This window comes from Pseudoxanthomonas sp. LARHCG66, assembly GCF_052871755.1.
Genome location: NZ_JBIXJW010000009.1, coordinates 50965 through 73080 on the forward strand (window position 1 = coordinate 50965; position 22116 = coordinate 73080).

At 67.7% G+C, this 22116-nt stretch carries 26 protein-coding genes; 21 read left to right on the plus strand and 5 right to left on the minus strand.

Annotation, left to right across the window (positions count from 1 at the left end; all coding sequences use genetic code 11):
* Positions 1-84 precede the first annotated feature (84 nt).
* Both ACIPRS_RS18220 and ACIPRS_RS18225 read right to left on the minus strand, forming a co-directional pair.
* Entirely contained in the window at positions 85-1164 is a 1080-nt protein-coding gene (locus tag ACIPRS_RS18220) for a CmpA/NrtA family ABC transporter substrate-binding protein (RefSeq protein ID WP_446539571.1), read from the minus strand.
* A 24-nt stretch (positions 1165-1188) separates the two neighbouring features.
* Positions 1189-1761 (minus strand): ANTAR domain-containing response regulator, encoded by a 573-nt coding sequence (locus ACIPRS_RS18225; protein ID WP_337731933.1) that lies wholly within the window; start codon positions 1759-1761, stop codon positions 1189-1191.
* Positions 1762-1857: 96 nt separating this feature from the next.
* On the opposite strand from ACIPRS_RS18225, the gene ACIPRS_RS18230 reads away from it, so the two are divergent.
* The 11 genes from ACIPRS_RS18230 to ACIPRS_RS18280 all read left to right on the plus strand — a co-directional run bounded on the left by ACIPRS_RS18230 (position 1858) and on the right by ACIPRS_RS18280 (position 11202).
* Entirely contained in the window at positions 1858-2835 is a 978-nt protein-coding gene (locus ACIPRS_RS18230) for a precorrin-2 dehydrogenase/sirohydrochlorin ferrochelatase family protein (RefSeq protein WP_446539572.1), read from the plus strand.
* 103 nt (positions 2836-2938) lie between these two features.
* Positions 2939-4336, plus strand: a complete 1398-nt coding sequence (hemN, locus tag ACIPRS_RS18235; RefSeq protein WP_446539573.1) for an oxygen-independent coproporphyrinogen III oxidase — start codon at positions 2939-2941, stop codon at positions 4334-4336.
* Positions 4337-4355: 19 nt separating this feature from the next.
* Entirely contained in the window at positions 4356-5111 is a 756-nt protein-coding gene (locus ACIPRS_RS18240) for a helix-turn-helix domain-containing protein (RefSeq protein ID WP_337731858.1), read from the plus strand.
* Between the two features lie 210 nt (positions 5112-5321).
* On the plus strand, positions 5322-7595 hold the full coding sequence (locus ACIPRS_RS18245) for a nitric-oxide reductase large subunit (RefSeq protein ID WP_446539574.1): 2274 nt from the start codon (positions 5322-5324) through the stop codon (positions 7593-7595).
* A 534-nt stretch (positions 7596-8129) separates the two neighbouring features.
* Positions 8130-8606: a hypothetical protein gene (locus ACIPRS_RS18250; protein ID WP_337731860.1), complete on the plus strand. Its 477-nt coding sequence runs from the start codon at positions 8130-8132 to the stop codon at positions 8604-8606.
* 92 nt (positions 8607-8698) lie between these two features.
* On the plus strand, positions 8699-9235 hold the full coding sequence (locus tag ACIPRS_RS18255; RefSeq protein WP_446539575.1) for a hypothetical protein: 537 nt from the start codon (positions 8699-8701) through the stop codon (positions 9233-9235).
* Between the two features lie 21 nt (positions 9236-9256).
* Positions 9257-9568 carry a hypothetical protein gene (locus ACIPRS_RS18260; protein WP_446539576.1) on the plus strand — a complete coding sequence of 104 codons (312 nt, stop codon included), beginning with the start codon at positions 9257-9259 and terminating at the stop codon, positions 9566-9568.
* A 39-nt stretch (positions 9569-9607) separates the two neighbouring features.
* Positions 9608-10036: a hypothetical protein gene (locus ACIPRS_RS18265; protein WP_337731863.1), complete on the plus strand. Its 429-nt coding sequence runs from the start codon at positions 9608-9610 to the stop codon at positions 10034-10036.
* Positions 10037-10123: 87 nt separating this feature from the next.
* On the plus strand, positions 10124-10672 hold the full coding sequence (locus ACIPRS_RS18270) for a hypothetical protein (protein WP_337731864.1): 549 nt from the start codon (positions 10124-10126) through the stop codon (positions 10670-10672).
* Positions 10669-10911 (plus strand): hypothetical protein, encoded by a 243-nt coding sequence (locus tag ACIPRS_RS18275; protein ID WP_337731865.1) that lies wholly within the window; start codon positions 10669-10671, stop codon positions 10909-10911. The genes ACIPRS_RS18270 and ACIPRS_RS18275 overlap by 4 nt, the downstream gene beginning before the upstream one ends.
* A gap of 9 nt (positions 10912-10920) precedes the next feature.
* A complete protein-coding gene (locus tag ACIPRS_RS18280) occupies positions 10921-11202 on the plus strand; it encodes a hypothetical protein (RefSeq protein ID WP_446539577.1) in 282 nt (93 codons plus the stop codon).
* Positions 11203-11257: 55 nt separating this feature from the next.
* Here the strand turns inward: ACIPRS_RS18280 and ACIPRS_RS18285 are convergent, their stop codons facing one another.
* A complete protein-coding gene (locus ACIPRS_RS18285) occupies positions 11258-11503 on the minus strand; it encodes a hypothetical protein (RefSeq protein ID WP_446539578.1) in 246 nt (81 codons plus the stop codon).
* Between the two features lie 164 nt (positions 11504-11667).
* Between ACIPRS_RS18285 and ACIPRS_RS18290 the strand changes: the two genes are divergently transcribed.
* The 5 genes from ACIPRS_RS18290 to ACIPRS_RS18310 are packed head-to-tail and all read left to right on the plus strand — an operon-like array spanning position 11668 to position 14969.
* Positions 11668-12924: an NnrS family protein gene (locus tag ACIPRS_RS18290; RefSeq protein WP_446539579.1), complete on the plus strand. Its 1257-nt coding sequence runs from the start codon at positions 11668-11670 to the stop codon at positions 12922-12924.
* Between the two features lie 5 nt (positions 12925-12929).
* Positions 12930-13331: a SirB2 family protein gene (locus ACIPRS_RS18295; protein WP_446539580.1), complete on the plus strand. Its 402-nt coding sequence runs from the start codon at positions 12930-12932 to the stop codon at positions 13329-13331.
* Positions 13332-13336: 5 nt separating this feature from the next.
* Positions 13337-13486 carry a hypothetical protein gene (locus ACIPRS_RS18300; RefSeq protein ID WP_277727595.1) on the plus strand — a complete coding sequence of 50 codons (150 nt, stop codon included), beginning with the start codon at positions 13337-13339 and terminating at the stop codon, positions 13484-13486.
* Positions 13471-13737: a DUF2249 domain-containing protein gene (locus ACIPRS_RS18305; protein ID WP_241045656.1), complete on the plus strand. Its 267-nt coding sequence runs from the start codon at positions 13471-13473 to the stop codon at positions 13735-13737. Before ACIPRS_RS18300 ends, ACIPRS_RS18305 begins: the two co-directional genes overlap by 16 nt.
* Positions 13734-14969, plus strand: coding sequence for a hypothetical protein (locus ACIPRS_RS18310; protein WP_446539581.1), 1236 nt, complete (start codon positions 13734-13736; stop codon positions 14967-14969). The genes ACIPRS_RS18305 and ACIPRS_RS18310 overlap by 4 nt, the downstream gene beginning before the upstream one ends.
* A 201-nt stretch (positions 14970-15170) precedes the next feature.
* On the opposite strand, the gene ACIPRS_RS18315 is transcribed toward ACIPRS_RS18310, so the two are convergent.
* The gene (locus ACIPRS_RS18315) at positions 15171-17234 is read right to left on the minus strand and encodes a TonB-dependent copper receptor (protein ID WP_446539582.1); all 2064 of its coding nucleotides are present in this window, start codon (positions 17232-17234) and stop codon (positions 15171-15173) included.
* Between the two features lie 216 nt (positions 17235-17450).
* Here ACIPRS_RS18315 and nirK point away from each other — a divergent pair, with 216 nt between their 5' ends.
* The 5 genes from nirK to ACIPRS_RS18340 are packed head-to-tail and all read left to right on the plus strand — an operon-like array spanning position 17451 to position 20673.
* The gene (gene nirK, locus ACIPRS_RS18320) at positions 17451-18512 is read left to right on the plus strand and encodes a copper-containing nitrite reductase (RefSeq protein WP_192202344.1); all 1062 of its coding nucleotides are present in this window, start codon (positions 17451-17453) and stop codon (positions 18510-18512) included.
* A 7-nt stretch (positions 18513-18519) separates the two neighbouring features.
* Positions 18520-19302 (plus strand): SUMF1/EgtB/PvdO family nonheme iron enzyme, encoded by a 783-nt coding sequence (locus ACIPRS_RS18325; RefSeq protein WP_446539583.1) that lies wholly within the window; start codon positions 18520-18522, stop codon positions 19300-19302.
* The gene (locus tag ACIPRS_RS18330) at positions 19299-19865 is read left to right on the plus strand and encodes an SCO family protein (RefSeq protein WP_446539584.1); all 567 of its coding nucleotides are present in this window, start codon (positions 19299-19301) and stop codon (positions 19863-19865) included. Before ACIPRS_RS18325 ends, ACIPRS_RS18330 begins: the two co-directional genes overlap by 4 nt.
* Positions 19866-19919: 54 nt before the next feature.
* Positions 19920-20375 carry an azurin gene (gene azu, locus ACIPRS_RS18335; RefSeq protein ID WP_337731873.1) on the plus strand — a complete coding sequence of 152 codons (456 nt, stop codon included), beginning with the start codon at positions 19920-19922 and terminating at the stop codon, positions 20373-20375.
* A 58-nt stretch (positions 20376-20433) separates the two neighbouring features.
* Positions 20434-20673 (plus strand): hypothetical protein, encoded by a 240-nt coding sequence (locus ACIPRS_RS18340; protein WP_446539585.1) that lies wholly within the window; start codon positions 20434-20436, stop codon positions 20671-20673.
* 60 nt (positions 20674-20733) lie between these two features.
* On the opposite strand, the gene ACIPRS_RS18345 is transcribed toward ACIPRS_RS18340, so the two are convergent.
* Entirely contained in the window at positions 20734-22101 is a 1368-nt protein-coding gene (locus ACIPRS_RS18345) for a sensor histidine kinase (RefSeq protein WP_446539597.1), read from the minus strand.
* Between the last annotated feature and the right edge of the window lie 15 nt (positions 22102-22116).

The following is a 22116-nucleotide window of genomic DNA, read 5'->3' on the forward strand; positions in this document are numbered from 1 at the left end:
GCCATCGATCCGGTAACCCGCGCGACGCACTCCGCAAGTGCAAGGGCGCACCGCGATCGTGCACCGCGACAAACGTGTCGGGGCTCAGCCCCAGGGCGCGCCGTCGAACAACACGCAATGGCGCTCGTCGCCCGCGGGCACTGTCACGCCAAGCGTGCGTGCCGCCTGCCGGTAGGTATCCAGGCGATGCACGTCGTGCAGCCAGTCGTCGTCGTCGGCATGGCGTGCCGAGGGCAACCAGCCCCAGCGCCGGAACTGGCGCAGGAAACCGCGGCCATCGGACAGCCACGGGAAATTCGCGTCTCCATCCGCGTGGAAGCGCAAGCCTTCGCCGGGTTGTTCGCCGTCGCGTGGCCGCAGGCAGGCCGCGATGCGGTCGGCGGGCAGGCCGATCGCATCGGGCTCCGCCAGCCATGCCACGACATCGGCATGGTGTGCGGGATCGTCCAGCCAGCGGCAGGCTTCCAGCACCGTGGTCGTCAGCGCCAACGCCACCTCGGGCTGCAGCGCAGCGAAGTCGCGCCGGCACGCGAGCACCTTCTCCGGGTGCCCCGGCCAGAGCTGTCCGCTGCGGATCACGCGACGTCCCGCGCCGATGGCTTCGGCCTGCGCGCCCCACGGTTCGCCCGCGCAGAAGCCATCCAGTTCGCCACGCGCCAGCGCATCGGGCATCTGTGGTGGCGGCAGCGTCACCACGTCGATCCCGTGCATGGGGTCGACACCCTGCGCGGCGAGCCAGTAATACAGCCACACCGCATGCGTGCCGGTGGGAAAGGTCTGCGCGAACACCGGCGTGCGCGGCAGCGCGCGCACGGCATCCGCCAACGGACGACCGGCCGCGACCGCCTCGGCCAGCAGCGGCGACAGGGTGATCGCCTGGCCGTTCTGGTTCAGGCCCATCAGGATGGCCAGGTCGGCGCGCGGTCCGCCGATGCCGGTCTGCACGCCATAGACCATCGCCGCCATCGCGTGCACCGCATCGAATTCGCCCGACAGCACGCGGTCGCGGATCGCGGCCCACGAGGCCTGCCGGTGCAGGCGCAGGTGCAGCCCGTGCCGGTGGTCCAGGCCCAGCCGCGACGCGGCGATCAGCGGCGCGCTGTCGATCAGCGGCATGAAGCCGATGTCGAGCGTGCGGTGCCCCGGGGCGGTGGTCGGTGTCATCGTCGTGCCTTCATCGACATGTCTTCATCCCAGCAGGTCGGCCATCGCGATGATCCGCCGCGCCACATCGGCCAGGCGGAGGCCCTGTTTCATCGCCTGCTGGCGCAAGGCGGCATACGCGTCGGCCTCGCTCATGTTGCGCTTGTCCATCAGCAGCCCCTTGGCACGATCGATGTCCTTGCGGTCGCGCAGCTGCTGCTCCAGGTCGTCCAGCTTCTGCCGCACGTGCGACTGCTGTTCGAAGCGCGCCATCGCCACGCGCAGGATCGGCGCCAGCCGCGCGGGTGCGAGGCCGTCGACGATGTACGCCGCCACGCCCGCACCCAGTGCATCGCGGATCAGGCGGTCGTCGCCGTCGGACGCGAACATCACCACCGGCTTCGGTGCCTCCCGGTGCAGCATCGCGAGCTGTTCCAGCATGTCGCGCGACGGCGAGTCGACGTCGAGGATGATCACGTCGGGCTGCTGCAGCTGGACCGCCTTCAGCAGCCCGGCGGCGGTCGCTACCTGCGGCAGCACGTCATAGCCGACCGCCAGCAGCGCCTCGCGCAGTTCCGCGATCGGCTTGTCGGTGTCGTTGACCAGCAGGACGCGCAGCATCGTGGGGGATGGCTCGGTGGCTTGACGTGGCTCTCGCCCGCATGTTGCCATGCAACAAACGCCACCGCGAGCCCCTTCGCCGGGAAGATGCCGATGCCGCTGTATCCGCTGTTCGCCGACCTGGACCAGCGCGACGTGCTGGTGGTGGGCGGCGGTGACGTCGCCACGCGCAAAGTGGAAGCGCTGCTGCGCGCGGGCGCTCGCGTGCGCGTGTGCGCGCCGCGCGTGTCCGCGCAACTGGCCGACTGGATCGCGACCGGGCGCGTGCAGCATCTCGCGGATGCGTTCGAGCCCGACTGGCTGGACGACGTGTGGCTGGTCGTCGCTGCGACCGACGACGGCGTGCTCAACGCCCGGCTCGCCGGCGAAGCCGCGGCGCGCAAGCGGCTGGTCAATGTCGTGGACGATGCGGCGTTGTCGACGTTCCAGGTGCCGGTGGTGGTCGATCGCGATCCGCTGCTGGTGGCGATCTCCTCCACCGGCGCGGCGCCGATGCTGGCGCGGCGACTCGGCCGGCAACTGGAATCGCAGCTCGACGACGCCTGGGGAGACCTGGCGGCCCTGTTCGCGCGCCACCGCGAAGCGATCCGCCAGCGCTTCCCCGACCTGGCCGAACGACGGCACTGGTACGACGCGCAGATCGACGGCGAGGTGATGGCGCGGCTGCGCCACGCCGATACCGGGGGGGCGGAACGGGCGCTGCTGACGGCGCTGCAGTCGAGGGACGCACCGCCACCGCGCGGCACCATCACGCTGATCGCGCTGCCCGGTGGAAATGCACCCCAGCTCACGCTGCACGCATTGCGCGCGATGCACCAGGCCGATCATGTCCTGTTCCACGACAGCATGGGGGACGCGGTCGTCATGCTGGCACGCCGCGATGCCGTGCGCAGCGTCGCGGCAACGCTGGACGGCGACGTGCCCGGTTCGCTCGGCGCCCAGGCGGCGGCGGGCAGGCGTGTCGTCGTGCTGTGGCCGGACACGTCCCCGCTGTCCGTGCTGGATGACGCCACCGCCGACGCGATGCTGGAACTGATCGAATGCGGCGGACAGGCGCGGCGCCTGCGCTGATCCGCCGAGGCGTGCCCTCACGACCCTGAAGCCTGCGACGGAAAGCCGCGGCCGATTGACCCATATCAAGGACAGCCCCGAGGCGCCTGCCTAGGCTGCACCCATGGCCAGCCTGTCCTCCCTGTTCGATCCCGAGCTGCTGCGGCGTTACGACACGCCGGGGCCGCGCTACACCTCGTATCCCACCGCGCCGCAGTTCTCGCCGGGCTTCCAGGAAGCCGACCTGCGCGAGATGGCGGCGATCACCAACGGCGATCCGATCCCGCGCCCGCTGTCGCTCTACCTGCACATCCCGTTCTGCACCAGTCCGTGCTTCTACTGCGGCTGCAACCGCATCATCACCCGCGATACCGCGCGCGGCGCCGCCTACCTCACCCGGCTGTACCGCGAAGTAGCGATGACGTCGGCGCTGTTCGACCGCGACCGCGACGTGGAGCAGGTGCACTTCGGCGGCGGCACCCCCAACTTCCTGTCGCCCGCGCAGATCACCGAAGTGATGGACGTGCTGCGCCGGCAGTTCTCGTTCGCGCCCGCCTCAAGGCTGGACTGCTCGATCGAGCTCGACCCGCGCTTCATCACGCCGGACGAGGTGGGCGAACTCGCCGCCGCAGGCTTCAACCGCGCCAGCCTGGGCGTGCAGGATTTCGATCCGGACGTGCAGCGCGCCGTCAACCGCATCCAAAGCGTCGAACAGACGCTGGCGATCATCGACGCCTGCCGCACGCATGGCCTGCAGTCCGTCAACGTGGACCTGATCTACGGCCTGCCGAAGCAGAGCCTGGAGGGATTCTCGCGCACGCTCGACATCACCCTCGAGGCACGACCCGATCGCCTGGCGATCTACAGCTACGCGCACCTGCCGTCGATGTTCCGCCCGCAGCAGCGCATCAACGCCGACGACCTGCCCTCGCCCGAGGTGAAGCTGGGCCTGCTGCAATGCGCGATCGACAAGCTGGGCAAAGCCGGCTACGTCTACATCGGCATGGATCACTTCGCCCTGCCCGGCGACAGTCTGGCGCTGGCGCAGCAACGCGGCGACCTGCACCGCAACTTCATGGGCTACACCACCCACGCCGAGAGCGACCTGCTGGGGCTTGGCGTCAGCGCGATCAGCCACATCGGCCCGAGCTTCAGCCAGAACCCACGCGATCTGGGCAGTTGGGAGCAGGCCATCGACCAGGGCCATCTGCCGGTGTGGCGCGGCATGCGGCTGGAAGAAGACGACGTGATCCGTGCCGACGTGATCCAGCGGCTGATGTGCGACGGCGCATTGGACTACCGCGACCTCGGCCGGCGCCACGTGATCGACTTCACGACCTATTTCGCCGATGCCCTGGCGCGCCTGCGCCCGCTCGAAGACGACGGCCTGGTGGAGCTGGCGGCCGACGGACTGCGCGCGACCTCGCACGGGCGGTTGCTGTTGCGTATCATCGCGATGTGCTTCGACCGCTACCTGCCCACTGCCGCAGCCTCGACGCCTCGCTTTTCGCGCACGGTGTGACCTCGACGGGAGTATCCGCATGACCTCGCCGCTGGTCTTCCCGCGCACCGACGCGAGCGTGGTTGCCGACGATGGCGATGCCCTGCACTTCTGCTCCACGTGTGCGTTCTCGCAGGCCTGCCTGTCCGAGGGCATGGACAAGCGCGCGCTCATGGACCTGCACGTACTGGTCGAACACGTCGGCCCGCTGCGCGCGGGCGAGCACGTGTTCCGCGAAGGCGATCCGTTCGGCGCCATCGCCGCGGTGCGCGCGGGCACGGTGAAGACCTACCAGATCGACCGCAACGGGCACGAACAGGTGCTCGGCTTCCACCTGCCCGGCGAAGTGATCGGCCTCAACGCCATCCACGGCGACCGCTACCCATGCAACGCCATCGCGCTGGACACGGTGATGCTGTGCCGCTTCTCGTTCCCCAAGATCGCGCTGCTGGCCGCGCGCCTGCCCAACCTGCAGCAGCACCTGTTCAGGCTGATGAGCCATGACATCGGCGTGGCCTCGCTGTTCGCGCGCGACAACACGGCCGACGAACGCATGGCCGCGTTCCTGATCGGTCTGTCGCGCCGGCTGGCCGCACGCGGCTTCTCGCCGCGCCGCTTCCAGCTGACCATGGCACGCACCGACATCGCCAACTACCTGCGCCAGGCCCCGGAAACCGTCAGCCGCGTGCTGCGCCGTTTCGAGAAGGACGGCCTGCTGCACATCAAGCAGCGCGACGTCGAGATCCTCGACCTCCCCCGCCTGGAAGCCCTCGCGCTCGCCGTGCTGCGGGATTGAGGGCGGCGGATCCCTTGTAGGAGCGACGTGAGTCGCGACCGGACGGTCTCCGGTTTACGTGTGGCTGATCGGCAGTCGGGCCGTGCGGTCGCGACTCACCTCGCTCCTACAGAAAACACGGCGTCCGATTCGCTGACCACTTGACCTGCGTCATGGAGCCCCCGGGCTGGCGCGCCGATGATGCGGCCGTTCCTTCAGGAGAGCCGCATCATGAATTCGACACGCAAGTTGTGGGCGGGGTTGGCGGCCCTGCTCATCGCGTCGTTCGCCGTCCTGCTCTGGGTCGGCAGCGAAGTGCATCGCCAGGCGCCACCATTGCCCGAGCAGGTCGTGGCGCAGGACGGCAGGGTGATCTTCACTCGCAAGGACATCGAGACCGGCCGCCAGGTGTGGCAGTCGATCGGTGGCCAGCAACTCGGTTCCATCTGGGGCCACGGCGGTTACGTGGCGCCCGACTGGGGCGCGGACTGGTTGCACCGCGAGGCCGAGGCCATCCTGGATGGATGGGCGAAGCGCGACGCCGGCGCGGACAGCTACAAGCAGCTGGATGCCGCCACGCAGGCGGCGTACGCCGCGCGCGTGCAGGCGCTGATGCGGCCGAACACCCATGACGCCGCGACGGGCACGATCACGCTGTCGAACGATCGCGCCGACGCCATCGCCACGGTCGGCCTCCACTACCAGAGCCTGTTCTCGGCCGATCCGGCCACAGGCGACCTGCGCGAGGCCTATGCCATGCGCAACGACACCGTGCCCGATGCCGAACACCGTCGCCGGCTGACCGCGTTCTACTGGTGGGCCGCCTGGTCGTCGGTGACCGAGCGTCCCGGCGAGAAGATCAGCTACACGGCGAACTGGCCGGCGGACGAGCTGGTCGGCAACACGCCGCCGCCGAGCGCCTTCATGTGGACGGTCTTCAGCGTGCTGTTCCTGATCGCCGGCATCGGCCTGCTGGGCTGGCACTACGCGGTCAACCACGGCGACGAGATGGCGCCGGTGCTGCCGAAGAGCGATCCGCTCGCGAAGATCAGGATCACGCCCTCGATGCGCGCGACCGCGAAGTACTTCTGGGTGGTCATCGCCCTGTTCGTGGTGCAGATCCTGCTGGGTGCGATCACCGCGCATTACCAGGTGGAAGGCCAGGAAGCCTACGGCTTCGCGCTGGCCGACATCCTGCCGTACTCGCTCACGCGTACCTGGCATACGCAGCTCGCGGTGCTGTGGATCGCCACCGCGTGGCTGGGCATGGGCCTGTACATCGGCCCGGCGATCTCCGGGCATGAACCGAAGTTCCAGCGCCTGGGCGTCAACTTCCTGTGGGCGTGCCTGTTGATCATCGTGGTGGGCGCCTTCACCGGCCAGTGGTTCGCGGTGATGCAGAAGCTCGGGCTGGAGCACAACTTCTGGTTCGGCCACCAGGGCTGGGAATACGTCGACCTGGGTCGCTTCTGGCAGTGGTTCCTCTTCATCGGCCTGACCCTGTGGCTGGTGCTGGTGGGCCGCGCACTGTGGCCGGCCATCCGCAACGGCGGCGAATCGCGCAGCATCGTCAGCCTGCTGTTCCTGTCCACGGTGGCGATCGGCCTGTTCTACGCGGCCGGCCTGATGTGGGGCGAGCACACGCACCTGTCGATGGTCGAGTACTGGCGCTGGTGGGTGGTGCACCTGTGGGTGGAAGGCTTCTTCGAGGTATTCGCGGTGGCGGTGATCGCCTTCCTGTTCACCCGCCTGGGCCTGCTGCAGACGAAGACCGCCACGGTGGCGGTGCTGTTCGCCACCATCGTGTTCATGGCCGGTGGCGTGCTGGGCACGCTGCACCACCTGTACTTCACCGGCACCCCGACGGCGGTGATCGCGCTGGGCGCGAGCTTCTCGGCACTGGAAGTGGTGCCGCTGGCCTACGTGGGCTTCGAGGCGTACCACAGCTGGAAGATGGGCAAGGCCACGCCATGGATGCAGCGCTATCGCTGGCCGATCCAGTTCTTCATCGCGGTATCGTTCTGGAACCTGGTGGGCGCGGGCCTGTTCGGCTTCCTGATCAACCCGCCGTTGCCGCTGTACTACATGCAGGGCCTGAACCTGACGCCGAACCATGGCCACACCGCGCTGTTCGGCGTGTACGGCATGCTCGGCATCGGCTTGATGCTGTTCTGCCTGCGCGGGCTGAAGCCGGACGTGGTGTGGAACGAGAAGCTGCTGAAGACCGCGTTCTGGTCGCTCAACATCGGCCTGGCCGGCATGTCGTTGCTGACCCTGCTGCCGCTGGGCATCCTGCAGCTCAACGCGGCGCTGGAGCACGGGTACTGGTTCGCGCGCTCGGCGGAGTTCATGCAGCAGCCGATCGTGGACATGCTGGTGTGGATGCGCGTCCCGGCCGACACACTCTTCAGCGTGGGCGCGCTGGCGCTGGTGTGGTTCGTGGCCAGCCTGTGGCTGGCCCCGCGCCGCGAGCCGCTGCCGGTCGCACACCCCAGCGAAGCCTGACCCTGGAACCGGCCTCTCCGGGTGGGGAGGCCGGGCCACCTGCTGCAGGTTGCAGCCCGAGAGCCGCGCAAGCGGCTCTCTTTTGTTTGCGCATCGGCGGCGCCCGCTCGACGACGAGGCTCGGCACCTTGCAGACGGGGCGCGGAATGTCATGCGCAAGGCACTGCCATGCCATCGATGGCTTTCTGAGCCCGATCTTTCTCACATTGAGCCCGGCAGATCACACTCTGAATGCCATCGATGGGATTCGGAAAGCCAGCACCTCACCTTCCGAGCCCGATCCGCGAAGCTCCACGCCTTGCACATCGAGCTCGGAAAGCGATCGATGGCACTCGGAGAGCCATCGATCGCCTTCGGGAGCCCGGCACCTCACACGCCGAGCCCCATCGTTGGGACTTCGTGCCTTGCGCATGGCGCTCGGAGCGCGATCGAGGGGGCTCGGAGCCCCATGTCCTCACATTTACCCGGGCCGATGGGGTGTTTCACCTTTAACATCGGGTGGGGCGGCAGGGGTGCCGAAGACAGGGGGCTGAGATGCAACAGTGGCAACGGAGACTCTTGGGGATCCTCGCGCTCGGCGGAGGCTTCACGGGCTTGGCGGTGGGGCTCAGCCTGCTGGTTGCGCCGGGGGACATACTTTCGAAGGTGCTATCCCTCCCTTTCCTGGGACTGTTCGCCTGGGGGATGGTCTGCGGCTTGCGGCTGCTTGAAGGCCGTGATGACGCACTCCGGCAGAATTTCTATTTCTGGCTGGCGCAGGTGCCCTTCCTGATGTCGCCCGTCGCGGGCTACTCGTTCTCAAGTGGCGCATCCCTTCATTTCAAGTACCAGCCAAGCATCTCCAAGTGGGATTTCTTTGCCCGGTTCGGCAGCCAGTTCGAGTACTCGCTGCTGCAGGGAAAACCCTTCATCGTGGGTATCAACGTAGTGGCGGCAGGCGTGTGCTGCTTTCTCGTCTACCTGATGCGCACGTCGCAGACCCATACCGGATCGGAGCAGGAAGCCCCATGACATACGAAGATCGCGCTGTTGGGGTTCGCAAGCTCATCCCAACCTATGAACTGCGACCGTCGCTTTAGCTCCTGTCGAGCCCTTGCCGAGCCATGCCGATATCAAGACTGCTGTTCGGGGATTTCGAAGTCGCCTATTCGACGGACCTCCCGCTGCACGAGGCCGTGGGCCGACTCGCCGCTACGACCGACCAGGTCGGCCCCATGGTGCGGAGGGGCACCCGTACGCTGCATGGTCATGCCACGGTGCATGACGTCGCCCTGTGGCGGGACGCGCCGTACTTTCTCTCCATGTTCAGTCCTGCCTTCGTCGGTCGTTTCGTGCAGGAAGAGGGTCAAACCCGATTGCGCGGCTGGTTCAAGGCGGACTTTGTCCTGAAACTATGGCTGACCTTGCCGGTTGCCGCCTCGCTGTTCCTGGCAACGCTCTCGTTCTCCGGCGTGAATGTCCATTGGAAGGGAACGTTCTCGGGCGCAGTGTTTGCCGGTTTGACCCTGGCGGCGGTCTTTTTCATCTTGCGCCGGATGAATCGCCCTGGATCAAGACTGGTGGAACCTCTCGAGCAGGCCATCCTGTTGGCCATCTCAGGTCGACGGATCGAGCCCTTACCCTCTGATCGACATCCCTAGCAGACCAGCCGGAACCCCAGCATGCGAAACTTCGGCCTATACGGCTTCATCACGATGGTCATCGTCGCCGCGGCTTGCGTGATGTTGGCCGCAGAGTCGCATCCCGCCATGATCGTCCTGCTGCTGGGTGGCTTTGGGCTGCTGGCGTTTCGCTTCAACGCGATCATCGACCGCGGCCGCACGCGTCGCGGCAAGGCGCCGGATTTCACCATGCAGTTCGCGAACCTGACTGCGCTCACGGCCCGAGATTGGACCGAGCTGGTCGTCACCGTCCTCGTCTCCGTGGCCATGTGCGCCATCGGGATCGTGGTCTTTGGGGGCCAGGTACGATGAATCGCCGGGAAGGGCGGACCCCGCATTGGGATATCTTCAATGACGATGTTTGATCTGTTGCTGGCGGCCGGCGGCGTGACCGGCACGTGGGCAGTGCTGGACTTCCTGCGTACGCGCGCGGCGAGGGCGTGGCCCTCGGTGTCCGCACGGGTCGTGGAAGTACCGCCCCAGTCATCGTTCGAAGAATTCAGCCGGGGGCAATCGGTTCTTAACACCGACACGGATCATGTCCTGGTCTGGACCGTAGAGGGAACGGAGTACCGCAAGCGCATCGAGGATCGGGCGGCGATCCAGTTCGCCGGCTTCAAGCTGTGGCGAGCGCCACCGACGCTGGAGGAGGTGGCCATCCGTTACGACCCCACCGAGCCGGGCAAAGGCCTCACACCGGAAGAACTGGGCGCGTGGCGATGGATGCTGGCTGCATCGGTTCTCTTCCTGGTGGCCGCCGCATGCGTCCATGTGTGGTGAGGTACTGACGGAAGTTGCGGGCGGCTATTGGCCGCCGCTGGAAACTTGCCTCATCATTCCCCCATCTTCAGGGGCCGGGGAGTCACCATGTCAGCAGTGAAGCAACGCTCGACCTTCGTTACCGTGGTGGCATGGATCTTCATCGTGCTGTCGGGGTTCGGCACGCTGATCGGCATCCTGCAGAACATCATGGTGCAGACCGTGTTCCGCAGCGGGGAATTCGGCGAGGCGATGCAGGCCGTGCCACCGGACCCCGGCCTGCCGCCCGTGGCGACCTTCATGTTCGAGCACTTCCATTGGATCTTCCTGGCGGTGCTGCTGGTCAACCTGTTCATGCTGGCCAGCGCGATCGGACTGCTGAAACGCCGAAACTGGGCGCGACGGTGCTTCATCGCGATCATGATCCTGGGCGTGGTTTGGCAGGTGGTGGGCCTGATCATGCAAGCGACGATGTTCTCCTTCACCCGGGACCAGTTTTCCGCGGCCCAGATGCAGGGCGCGCCTGACATGGGGCCCTTCTTCATCGCCATGGGCGTGGTCAGCGTCATCTTCGCGCTCGCTTTCGGCGGGCTGTTCGGATGGATCGCATGGAAGCTGGCGTCAAAGCCGATCGCGATGGAATTCGGGCGCGCGTGAGCATCTACACCCAGGTCGCCCTGTGCATTGTCGGCATGTCCCTGTACTTCAATGCGGGGAAGATCAAGGCACGCAATGGCGCGCGTGACCACGCCGTCCTGTGGGCCGCGCTTTCGTTGGTGGTGTCGCTCGTGGTCTTCTGGACGGGCGCCGGCTGGATCGCCTGGGTGCTCGCCCAGGTGGCGTTGCTTGCGGGCATCACCCTGGTTCGCGTTGCCCTCGACGGTCGCGGCGACTAGGGCGCCGCCATGACGACCAATGCACTGAAGGAAGAAGAACTGGACCGGCTGGCCTGGCACTGCGTCCGCTCTTCGATGGTGGGCGTGGCGGCGTTGTTGGTGTATTTCAACGCGAAGCATGGCTGGATCACCGCGCCGGCGTATCGCCACGTCAAAGGTGTGTGGCTCGAGTCGTTGATGCCTGCGCTGAAGCCCTATCTGCCCCACCTGGTCCTGGCGCTGGGCGTCGGCGCCTTGGTCGTGGCTGCCTACTGCGGCCTTCGCTATCTCTGGATCAGCAGGAAGCGCTGAGGGCGTGCGAGGCGATGTGCGTGACGCCTCGCCTCTCCCTCCGATCATCTGCCGATCAATGCGAGCACCCACCACAGCACTGCCCCGCCTTGTGGCCGCGCGATTCGTTCTCGCTGGCTTCCGCATGTTCGCCGGCCTCCTTGAGGATGGCGATCACGCGTTCGGTGGGCAGCGTGGTCATCACGACCAGGCGGCCGGTGCCGGATTCCATCGTCACTTCGGCTTCCGGGTCCCAGGCGCGAAGCGCCTCGGTCATGGCCTGCTGACGTTGCGCGGAGGATGGGTGGGCGTGGTCGGACATCGGGCTTCCTGTCGTCGTTGGTGCGCGCTTGCGCGGGTGACGGGACTGTAGGCGCTTGCCGTTCGCCGGGCCTTGACCCGAATCAAGACAGCGGCAGCCACTGAATCGCGGCCCGCCTGACCCATGTCAAGGCGAGCGCATGCGGGCGCGGGCAAGCTGCCTGCATGAAGATCGACATCGTGCCTCCACCCCGCCCGCGTGCCGCACCGCCGATGCCCGGCCTGTCGCCCGCGTGGCTCGCGCACGCGCCGCACCGGCTGATGTTCTTCGTCGGCGCGGGCAACGTGCTGCTGGCGATGCTGTGGTGGACGCTGTGGCTGGTGGCCACGCGCTGGGGCCTGTGGACGATGCCCGAGACCGCGATCTACGCCGGCTGGCTGCACGCGTTCCTGATGCAGTACCTGGTGCTGCCCAGTTTCATCTTCGGTTTCCTGCTGACCGTGTTCCCACGCTGGATGGGCATGGCCGACCTCAAGCGCTGGCACTACGTGCCGGTGGGGCTGGGCCTGATGGGCGGACAGGTGGCGATCCTGCTCGGCGTCGCAGGCTGGCAGGCGGGGCTGACCGTGGGCCTGTGGATGGCGCTGGCCGGCTGGACCGCCGCACTGCTGACACTCGGCCGGTTGCTCGCCGACGATACCGCGAAGACCTGGCATGCGCGCTCGTGCTTCGCCGGCCTGCTGCTGGGCTGGCTGGGACTGGTGATGTTCATCGCCTTCGCCTTGGGCGCGTCGCCGACGTGGGCCTTCGCCAGCATCAAGCTCGGCGGTTTCGGCCTGTTGCTGCCGGTGTACGTGACGGTGGCGCACCGCATGTTCCCGTTCTTCGCCGGCAACGTGGTGCCGGGCTACGTGCCGTGGCGCTCGCTGCGGTGGCTGGGCGTGGTGTGGGCGTTGCTGATGCTGCATCTCGCTCTGGAGCTGATGCATGCCTATGCGTGGCTGTGGCTGGCCGACGTGCCGCTGCTCGTGCTCACCGCATGGGCGGTGCATCGGTGGTGGCCACGCGGCAGGATGCCGGGCCTGTTGGCCGTGCTGTTCATCGGCACCGCGTGGTTGCCGGTGACGTTCCTGCTGTACGTGGTGCAGAGCGTGACCTTCCTCGCCACCGATGAGTTCGTGCTCGGACGCGCACCGATGCATGCGATGTTCATCGGGTTCTTCGGCAGCCTGCTGGTGGCGATGGTGACGCGGGTGACGCAAGGCCACTCGGGGCGGCCGCTGGTGATGCCGAACGTGGCGTGGTTCGCCTTCGTCGCGATCCAGGCGGTCGCGGTGATGCGCGTCATCGCCGACCTCGCGCCGGATGCGATGGCGTGGCAGGCGGCCGCCGCGGTGGGCTGGCTGCTGGCGCTGGCGCCGTGGGTGGGGCGGATCGGCGGCATCTACCTGCGTCCGCGTGCGGACGGGCGGCCGGGATGAGTGCCATGATGACGTTCTATCCCGACATCAAGCTGGTCCACATGGGCGCCGCGATGACCAGCGGCACGCTGTTCGCGCTGCGTGCGCTCGCCCTGCTGGCCGGCATGCACTGGCCGCGCGCGGCGGCGGTGCGCTACCTGAGCTACAGCATCGACACGGTGCTGCTGACCGGCGCGATGATGCTGCTGACGATCCTCCCGGCCGGCCTGTTCGCCAATGGCTGGCTGGTGGCGAAGATCGCCTTTCTTGTCGCGTATGTCGGGCTGGGCATCGCGGCCTTCCGTCCCGCCCGCGCGGCTGGTGCGCGTGCGCTGCTGGTGGGCGCGGCCGTGCTGTGCTTCCTGCAGGTCTACGGCATTGCGCGCGCGCATGACCCGTTGGGGTGGCTGCTCTGGCTGGGGAATTGAACATCATGGACACTTCACTGGACACCTCGTTGCTGCCGGACGCCTTCGGCACCTGTGCGTGCTGCGTGCGCGAATCGCTGGATGCGGCGGGGGTACTGCTCGATTGCGCATCCAGCCGGGACGAAACGGAGGACGACGCATGGCACATGCCGTGACCCTGCTGCGACTGGATCTGCGCGACCTGGCCGCACCCGAACCGATGCAGCGCATCCTCGACTGCCTGCGCACGCTGCGGCGCGGCGAGCGGCTGGTCGCGCTGACACCGCATCCGCCCGTGCCGTTGCTGCCGATCCTCGATGACGAAGGCTTCGCCTACCACGTCTACGCGGGCACCACGGGCAGCGCCTGCATCGCGATCTGCCACGCAGAGGACAGGCACGCACTGGAACCGCCGCGCGCGGCATGAGCGGGCTGGCATTCGCGCAGGCGCCTCCGCCCCTGGTGCCGGTGCGTTTCCTGCAGTCCGCGCTGGCCTGGGGCCTTGTCGCCGGCCTGTGGCTGGCGTGGCAGGGCGAAGTGGCGTTGCTCTCGCGCTGGACGCCGGCCACCCTCGTGCTGGTGCACATGCTGGCGCTGGGCCTGCTCGGCAACGCGATGCTGGGCAGCCTGGTGCAGTTCCTGCCGGTGGCGGCGGGCAGTCCGCTTCCCTGCCCTCGCCTGGTGCCGTGGCTGCACGCGATGTTCAACCTCGGCCTCGTCCTGCTGTTGGTCACCCTGGCATCGCAGGCGCGTGCGTGCGCCGTGCCTGCCGGCGTGCTGCTATGCGGATCGCTTGCGGTGTTCACGGTGCTGGCGCTGGTTGCCGTCCTGCGTGGCAACGGGCAGCGCGTCGTCCGCGATGGCGTCGGGCTGGCGCTGGTCGCGCTGGCGATGACGACGGCGCTGGGATTGCTGCTGCTCGCTGCACGCACCGGCTGGCGCGTGCCCGCGCCACCTGGCCTGGTGGATCTGCACGCGATGTTCGGCTCGCTGGGCTGGGTCCTGGGCCTGCTCGCCGCCGTGGGCAGCATCACGCTGCCGATGCTGCAGGGCACGCATGCGGTGCCGTCCGCAGGGTCACGCGTATGGCAGGTCAGTCTGCTGGCAACGCTCGGCGTCGTGGCCGCCGCACAGATGAAGCTGCTGCCCGAGGCTGCGTGGCGTGTGGCGGCATGGCCCTTCGCCGTCTTCGGCATCGCCGTGTTCGTATTGCAGGCACGCGCACCGCATCGCCGCAATCCCACGTTGCGCCGCTTCTGGCAAGCGGGCTGCACAGCCCTGCTTGCCGCGAGCGTCACCGCCTTGTGGCCCGGCACACCGTTGTTGCTGGTCGGCATGCTGGTCCTCGGCGTCGGCCTGCCACTGATGGTCGTGGGCATGGCACTGGAGATCACCGGCTTCCTGACCTGGATCGCACTGCGCCAGCGTGTCCCGCGGGGCCTCCGCGTACCGGGCGTGGGCAGCCTGTTCGCGGAAGCGGACAAGCGGCGCGCGTTCGCCGCGCATGTCATCGCGGACTTGCTGCTGGTGATGGCCGCGCTCGCACCGGCCGTGGCCCGCACCGCCGGCTTCGTGATCGCGCTCGCCTATGCGGTGAGCCTGCACGGGCAAAGGCGCTGCTGGCGGCAGGCGGCGACGTGGCGGCGCGACGATGGCTGATTCTCCAGCACGGCTCGCGCGCGGGAAGTTCTGAACAACGGACCCCGTTCGTGGTGAGTCTGTCGAACCACACTGTTCAGGCAAACGCAGGGCGATGGTGACCAGATGATCCTTCGCAAAGAGCGTGGTTCGGCAGGCTCACCACGAACGGAACGGAGGGAGCGCGACCGCCCGGCGACGGTGTCTGCCGATCCCCTCGCGTCAGTAGCGCAGGTTGAGCTTCACCCAGGTCGTGCGGCCGGGTTCGTTGATGCGTACCGGATCGGCCGGATAGCCGAAGGCGCTGTTCCCGCCGAGGTTGAGGTGTTCGCTGTAGGCGCGGTCGAACAGGTTGTCGATGCCGGCGGTGAGCTGCGCGTATTCGCTGAAGCGGTAGCCGCCGTTGAGCGAGAACACTGCGAAGCCCGCGCTCGGCCCGAGATCGCGTCCGACCACGTTGCCCTGCGTGGTGCTGACGCGGTCCTGTGCCGCCACCACGCGCCACAGTGCGCCCCATGTCCACGGCCCGTGTTCACGGCTGGCGGCCAGGCGCGCTTCCAGCGGCGGCATCTGCGGCAGTGCGGTGCCGGTGTCGCGTACCTCGCCCCACGCGTAGGACGCCGAACCGGAAAGCGTCCACCCCGGCACCGGGCGCCAGTCGATGCCGGCTTCGCCGCCGCGGATGTTCGCGTCCACGTTGTGGGCCCGTGTGGTGCTGCCCATCATCCCGGCGGCGTAGTCGAACAGGATGAAGTCCTGCACGCGCCCGGCATACAGCGACGCCCACGCATCCACCTTCGCGCCCTTGTACTGCGCGCCGATGTCGAGCTGCGTGGTGCGCTCCGGCTGCACGCCGGCGAAGGCATTGGCGGAACCCACCGGGCCGCGCGTGGGCGAGAACAGTTCCCAGTAGTCCGGCATGCGCTGCGTGTGGCCGAGGCCGGCATACGCGCCCCAGCGGCCGCCCATGTCGTACTCGTAGCGGACGAACGCACTGGGCAGCGATTCCCTGCGTGTCACCCCGGCGGTGGGGTTCGGCACCGGCATCATGCCGGCGGTGGTGGCACGCAGGTCCTGGGCCTCCGCGCGATCGATGCGCAGGCCGCTCATCAGGTGGTGCTTGTCGGTGATGTGCCAGTGCGATTCGGCGAAGGCGCCGAAGCTCTGGAACTTGGCGTCCACCGACCACGGCATGGCGAGATAGGCGCCGCGCCCCATCGCGCTGCGCTTGCTGTGGCGGCTGGCGCGCAGGTCCAGGCCGGCGGTCACTTCCCAGCGATCCTTCTGCCAGGTCGTCGCCACACGGCCACCGCGCGTGCGGTGCGCCACGTTGCTGGCCATCGGCATCGGCATGCTGCCGGTGGGGTCGGGATCGCGCAGCGTGTAGTTGTCCATCACGTGGTCCACGTCGTTCTGGTAGACGTTGGCGACCACGGCGTCCAGCACGCCCCCGATGTGCTTCTTCTCGAAGCGCAACCCGAGGCTGTCGCGCTCGAACTGCGCGCCGTCCATCCCGCGCCCGGCATAACGGGCCTCCGCATCGCCGATGCCTGCACTCAGCTCCAGCACGGTGTCTTCGTCCGGCGTCCAGCCGAGCGCGGCATCGGCATTCCACTTCTTCCATGCGGAAGGCACCCGCTCGCCGTTGCCGTCTTCGTAGTCATCGGCTTCGGAACGGTTGGCCGAGACGCGTGCATAGCCGCGTGGCGTGCCGGCGCTGATGTCGAGCACCTGGTCGTTGCGACCGTGGCTGCCCGCGAGCACGCTGCCTGAAGCCTGCATGCCGGGCTCGGCGAAGTACGGAATCTCGCGCTCGAAACGCACCGTGCCGGCAGAGGCACCACCGCCCCACAAGACGGTCTGCGGCCCCTTGATGACGACCAGGCGGTCGTAGGTTTCCGGCGCGATGTACGACAGCGCGTTGTCCATGCGCGACGGGCATGCGCCGCTCATCGCGCCATCGTTGGTCATCAGGTTGATGCGCGAGCCGAACATGCCGCGTAGCACCGGATCGCCATTGGTGCCGCCGCTGCGCAGCGTGGAGAAGCCGGGAATCGTCTTCAGGTAGTCCGCGCCGTCGCTGGCGGGCACCGGCTGGCGCGGCAGCTTGGGATCGGTGATGAAGGTGGTCGCCATCGCCGGCGCGACGCCCACCACGACGATGCCGTCCAGCGTGGTCGTCGGCATCGCATCGGCGTGCGTCGCAGCGTGCGGTTCGCCCGCATGCGCCAACGGCATGTTGGCGAGCGCGCCCAACAGGGCCACGGCAAGCAGGTTACGGGTCATGGCGCATCTCCCTTCGTGTGATGCGCCCATTCTCACGACGCACCCTGGAGTGCAGATGCGACGCGTTGTCGCAGCCCCCGACGCGCTTGACCTTGGTCAAGCCGATGCGCGAATTCCCGCTTCCGGCCGTCGACGATTGATCCAGATCAACGTCGGCGTCGCAGTGCGTTTCCACCATGGATGCACACCCACCACGACCCATCAAAGGAAAGCGCCATGAAACGCCTGCACCCCCATGTACTCCCCTGCGCCCTCGCCAGCGCGCTCGCTGCGATGTTCGCCATTCCCGCGCTCGCTAGCGACAGGATCGCCCCGGCCGGCGAGACCATCCATGCCGTGCTGACGGCGCCGCCGATGGTGCCCGCGCCGCTCACGCGCAAGACGCCGGCCCATGTCGTGGTCGACCTCGAGATGATCGAGAAGGACATGCGCATGGCCGATGGCGTCACCTACAACTTCTGGACCTTCGGCGGCACGGTGCCGGGCAGCTTCATCCGCGTGCGCAAGGGCGACACGGTGGAGTTCAAGCTGAAGAACCGCCACGACTCGCACATGTCGCACAACATCGACCTGCACGCCGTCACCGGCCAGGGCGGCGGCGCCGAAGCCACGTTCACGCTCCCCGGCCACGAAACGCAGTTCACCTTCAAGGCGCTGAATCCCGGCCTGTACATCTACCACTGCGCGATGGCCCCGGTCGGCATGCACATCGCCAACGGCATGTACGGCTTGATCCTGGTGGAGCCGGAAGAAGGCCTGCCGCCGGTCGACAAGGAGTTCTACGTGGTGCAGGGCGACTTCTACACCGAAGGCGCGTACGGCGAGCCCGGCCTGCAGCCCTTCAGCCTGGAGAAGGCGATCGACGAGCACCCGACCTACGTGGTGTTCAACGGCTCGGTCGATGCGCTGCAGGGCGACAACGCGCTCAAGGCCAAGGCCGGCGAGACGATCCGCATGTTCGTGGGCAATGGCGGCCCCAACCTGGTGTCCAGCTTCCACGTGATCGGCGAGATCTTCGACAAGGTCTGGACCGAGGGCGGCAGCAAGTACCAGGAGAACGTGCAGACCACGCTGATCCCCGCAGGCGGTTCGGCCATGGTCGAGTTCAAGGCGGACGTGCCGGGCAACTTCGTGCTGGTCGACCACAGCATCTTCCGCACGTTCCACAAGGGCTCGCTGGGCATCCTGAAGGTGGAGGGCGAGAAGAATCCCTCCATCTACACCGGGCAGCAGCACGACATCGAGTATCCGGAAGCCAAGCCGGCCGACAAGAAGTGAGGACCGGATGAAACGGACGCTGCCACAGACGGCTTCGATCCTCGTGCTGGCCCTGGCGTCGGCGCTTGCCGTCGCCGGGGACGCGGCGAACGGGTTCCTGCCGGTCGAGGGCGGCGATTTCCGTTCCTCGGTGCGTTACGAGGAAGCCACCCGCCAGACGCGGGTGGCTTCGTTCTCGCTGATGGCGCGGCCGGTCAGCAACGGCGAGTTCGCCGGTTTCGTCGCGCGCCAGCCGCAGTGGCGACGCGACCGGATACCGGCGGTGTTCGCCAGCCCCGGTTACCTGGGCCACTGGGCCACGGCCGATGCGCCCGGGGCGGCGGTCGATGCCGATGCACCCGTCGTGCACGTGAACTGGTACGCCGCCGATGCCTACTGCCGCGAACAGCAGGCGCGCCTGCCCCGCTTCGTGGAGTGGGAATACGCGGCGGCGGCCGATGCGACCCGGCGTGACGCCCGCGGCGATCCGCGATGGCGGATGCGCCAGGTCAACGACGGCACGCCGCATGCCATGGATGCCGCCGCCGATGCGCCAGCCAATGCCTACGGCATCCAGGGCCTGCACGGCGCGTACTGGGAATGGAGCGAGGACTACGCCTCGCTGCTGGGCGACGGCGACCGCCGCGGCCAGCAGGATGGCGACAGCCTGCGCTACTGCGGCGCCACCGCGCTGGCCTTCAACGATCCCGGCGACTACGGCGTGGTCAAGCGCTTCGTCCTGCTGTCGGCACTGCAGCCCGGGGCCACCCTGGGCAACCTCGGTTTCCGCTGCGCAAGGAGCACTCCATGAAACGCATGTCCTTCTTCCTGTCCGCCACGCTGGCCCTTGCCGGCAGCCTGCACGCGCAGTCGCTGCCGGGCGAATCGGTCTACCACCTGCAGGCGACAACGCAGGATGCCGGCGGACGACCCGTCGCATGGTCGTCGCTGCACGGCCAGCCGCGCGTGGTGTCGATGTTCTATACGAACTGTCATCTGATGTGCCCGCTGATCATCGAGAACGCCAAGAGCGTGCAGAAGCAGCTCACGCCGCGCGAACGGGCGAAGCTGGGCATGGTGATGGTCAGCCTGGACCCGGTCCGCGACACCCCGGACGCCCTGCAGGAGGTCGCCGGGCGTCATCGCGCGCCGGCAGGCTGGCAGTTCCTGGCGCCCGCCGGCAACGACGTGCGCGCGATCGCCAGCGTGCTGGACGTGCGCTACCGCTTCCGCGACGACGGCAGCATCAACCACACCAGCGTGCTGGTGCTGCTGGACGCCGACGGCCGGATACGCGCCCGCAGCGAAGTGACCGGCGTCGCCGCCGACCCCGCGTTCCTGATCCAGATCAAGGCGCTGCTCGCCGGACCGTGATGACATGGCACCCACACCCCTTCCCGATCCCCACCATCCCCAAGGAGCCTCTCCATGAAACTGTCCCGTACCCTCGTCGCCATCGCCCTGCTCAGCGCCGCCGGCATGGCGCAGGCCGCCGGCAACTGCACCGTCAGCCTGAAGGGCGACGATGCGATGAAGTTCGACCTGAAGGAAGCCACCGTTTCCGCCAGTTGCCCGACCATCACCATCGAGCTGACCCACAGCGGCAAGCTGCCCGTGACCGCGATGGGCCACAACGTGGTGGTCTCCAAGACGGCCGACCTGGCCGGCGTGGCACGCGATGGCATGAAGGCCGGCGCGGCGGGTGCCTACGTGCCGGCGGGCGACGCACGCGTGATCGCGCACACCTCGCTGGTGGGCGGCGGCCAGAAGACGAAGATCACCTTCCCCGGCAAGAAGCTCACCGCCGGTGGCGACTACAGCTTCTTCTGCAGCTTCCCCGGCCACTCCACCCTGATGAAGGGCAAGCTGGTCGTCACCAAGTAATCCGCCCCGATCCACGATGCGCCGCCTGCGGGCGGCGCATCCCTTTGTGGAGCAGGCCATGGAATACGTCATCCGCCTGGGCGATGCTCCCATCGACCTGGCCGTCATCGAACGCCACCTGCAGGATCTGGATCCTGCGGCGGTGCTGGACCTGGATGCGCGCTCGGGATGCCTGCGGTGTTCCACCAGCGCGCTCGCAGTGGAACTGCTGATGGCCCTCGCGCAGGCGGGCCACCGCGTCACGCCCGACACCATCGAACGCCTGCCTTCGGTGTGCTGCGGTGGCTGCAGCGGGTGAGGCAGGACTACCTGCCGTCAGCCTCATCCCGGAGACCAGCCCCCGTGCCGATCCGTCCGCTCATGTGTCGAGCGGGAGTTCCACGCGTGCGACCAGGCCACCCAGGCGCGCCGAACCACCCAGATGGATGCGCCCACCGTGGGCCGTGACAGCCTCTGAGGCGATGGCGAGCCCCAGCCCGCTGCCGTCGCTCCCCCCGCCCAGGCGCCGGTAGAAGCGGTCGAAAACCCGTTCCCTTTCATCCTCGGGGATGCCCGGGCCACTGTCTTCCACCGTCAGCACCGCATGCGTGCCCGTGCTGGAAGTCCCCACTTCGATCACGCCCCCTACCGGCGTATAGCGCAGTGCATTCTCGATCAGGTTGCGGACCAACAGGCCCAGCGCGAACTCGTCTCCCCACAGCTGCGCGCCTTCCAGCGTCAGCTGGATCTCCTGGTTCTTTCGCTCCGCCAACGGCCGGAGTTCCTCCATCTCCGTCCTCACCAGCGCATCGAGATCGAGCCTTGAATGCGCGCGCGCGCCGCCCAGGCTCTCGGCGCGGCTGAGCGAAAGAAGCTGGGATGCCAGCCGTTCCACGCGTTCGATGCTGATGCCGAGCAGTTCCTGGGACTGCGCCCGATCCTGTTCGTCGATGGCATGGCGCGCATTGTCCGCATGCACCTTCAATGCGCTGATCGGCGTCCGCAGTTCGTGGGCGGCATCCGCAACGAAGTTCCGCTCGCGTGCGAGCGCGACATCCAGCCGCTGCAGCAATCCGTTGATGGCGCTTACCAGGCCCTGCGCCTCGCGCGGCACATCGGCAGGATCCAGCGGCAGCAGCCGCTCCGGATGGCGTTGGCCGATCTCCATCGACAGGCCACGCAGCGAGCGTGTGGCCAGGGCAACGCTCCACCAGATCACCAGCGCCATCAGCGGAAGCGCGAGCAGCAAGGGAAGCAATGTCCCTCCCGCGATATCGGTGGCCAGCTCCTGTCGGATGTCGGCAAGCTCGGCAGACTGGAACCAACGGCCATTCGACGAGCGCAGCGTGAACGTGCGCCAGCGTGCGCCTTCGATCACGACATCGGAGAACCCGGGTTCCGCCACCGCCAGGGGTGTCGTCGGAGCGCTGTCCGAACGCAGCAGCAAGCGCTGCTTCGTATCCCATACCTGGAACGCAAGCTTGTTCTCGTACGCGTGGCCGTCATCGAAAGCGAGCGCTTCGCCGACGCCCTGTGCTTCGCCGTGCCAGCCGCGCAGGACGATCGGTTCACCCGGATAGGCATTGAGCTCGCTCAAGGGCTCGTCGACCAGACTCACCAGTACACGGGTGGATTGCACGAGCCTGGCGTCGAACATTTCGCCAGCTTCCTGCAGGCCCGCACGGTAGCTGAGCCAGCCGGCCGCCGACATCACGACGCCGAGCGTGCCGAGCAACATCAGCAGCAGCGTCGCACGCATCGA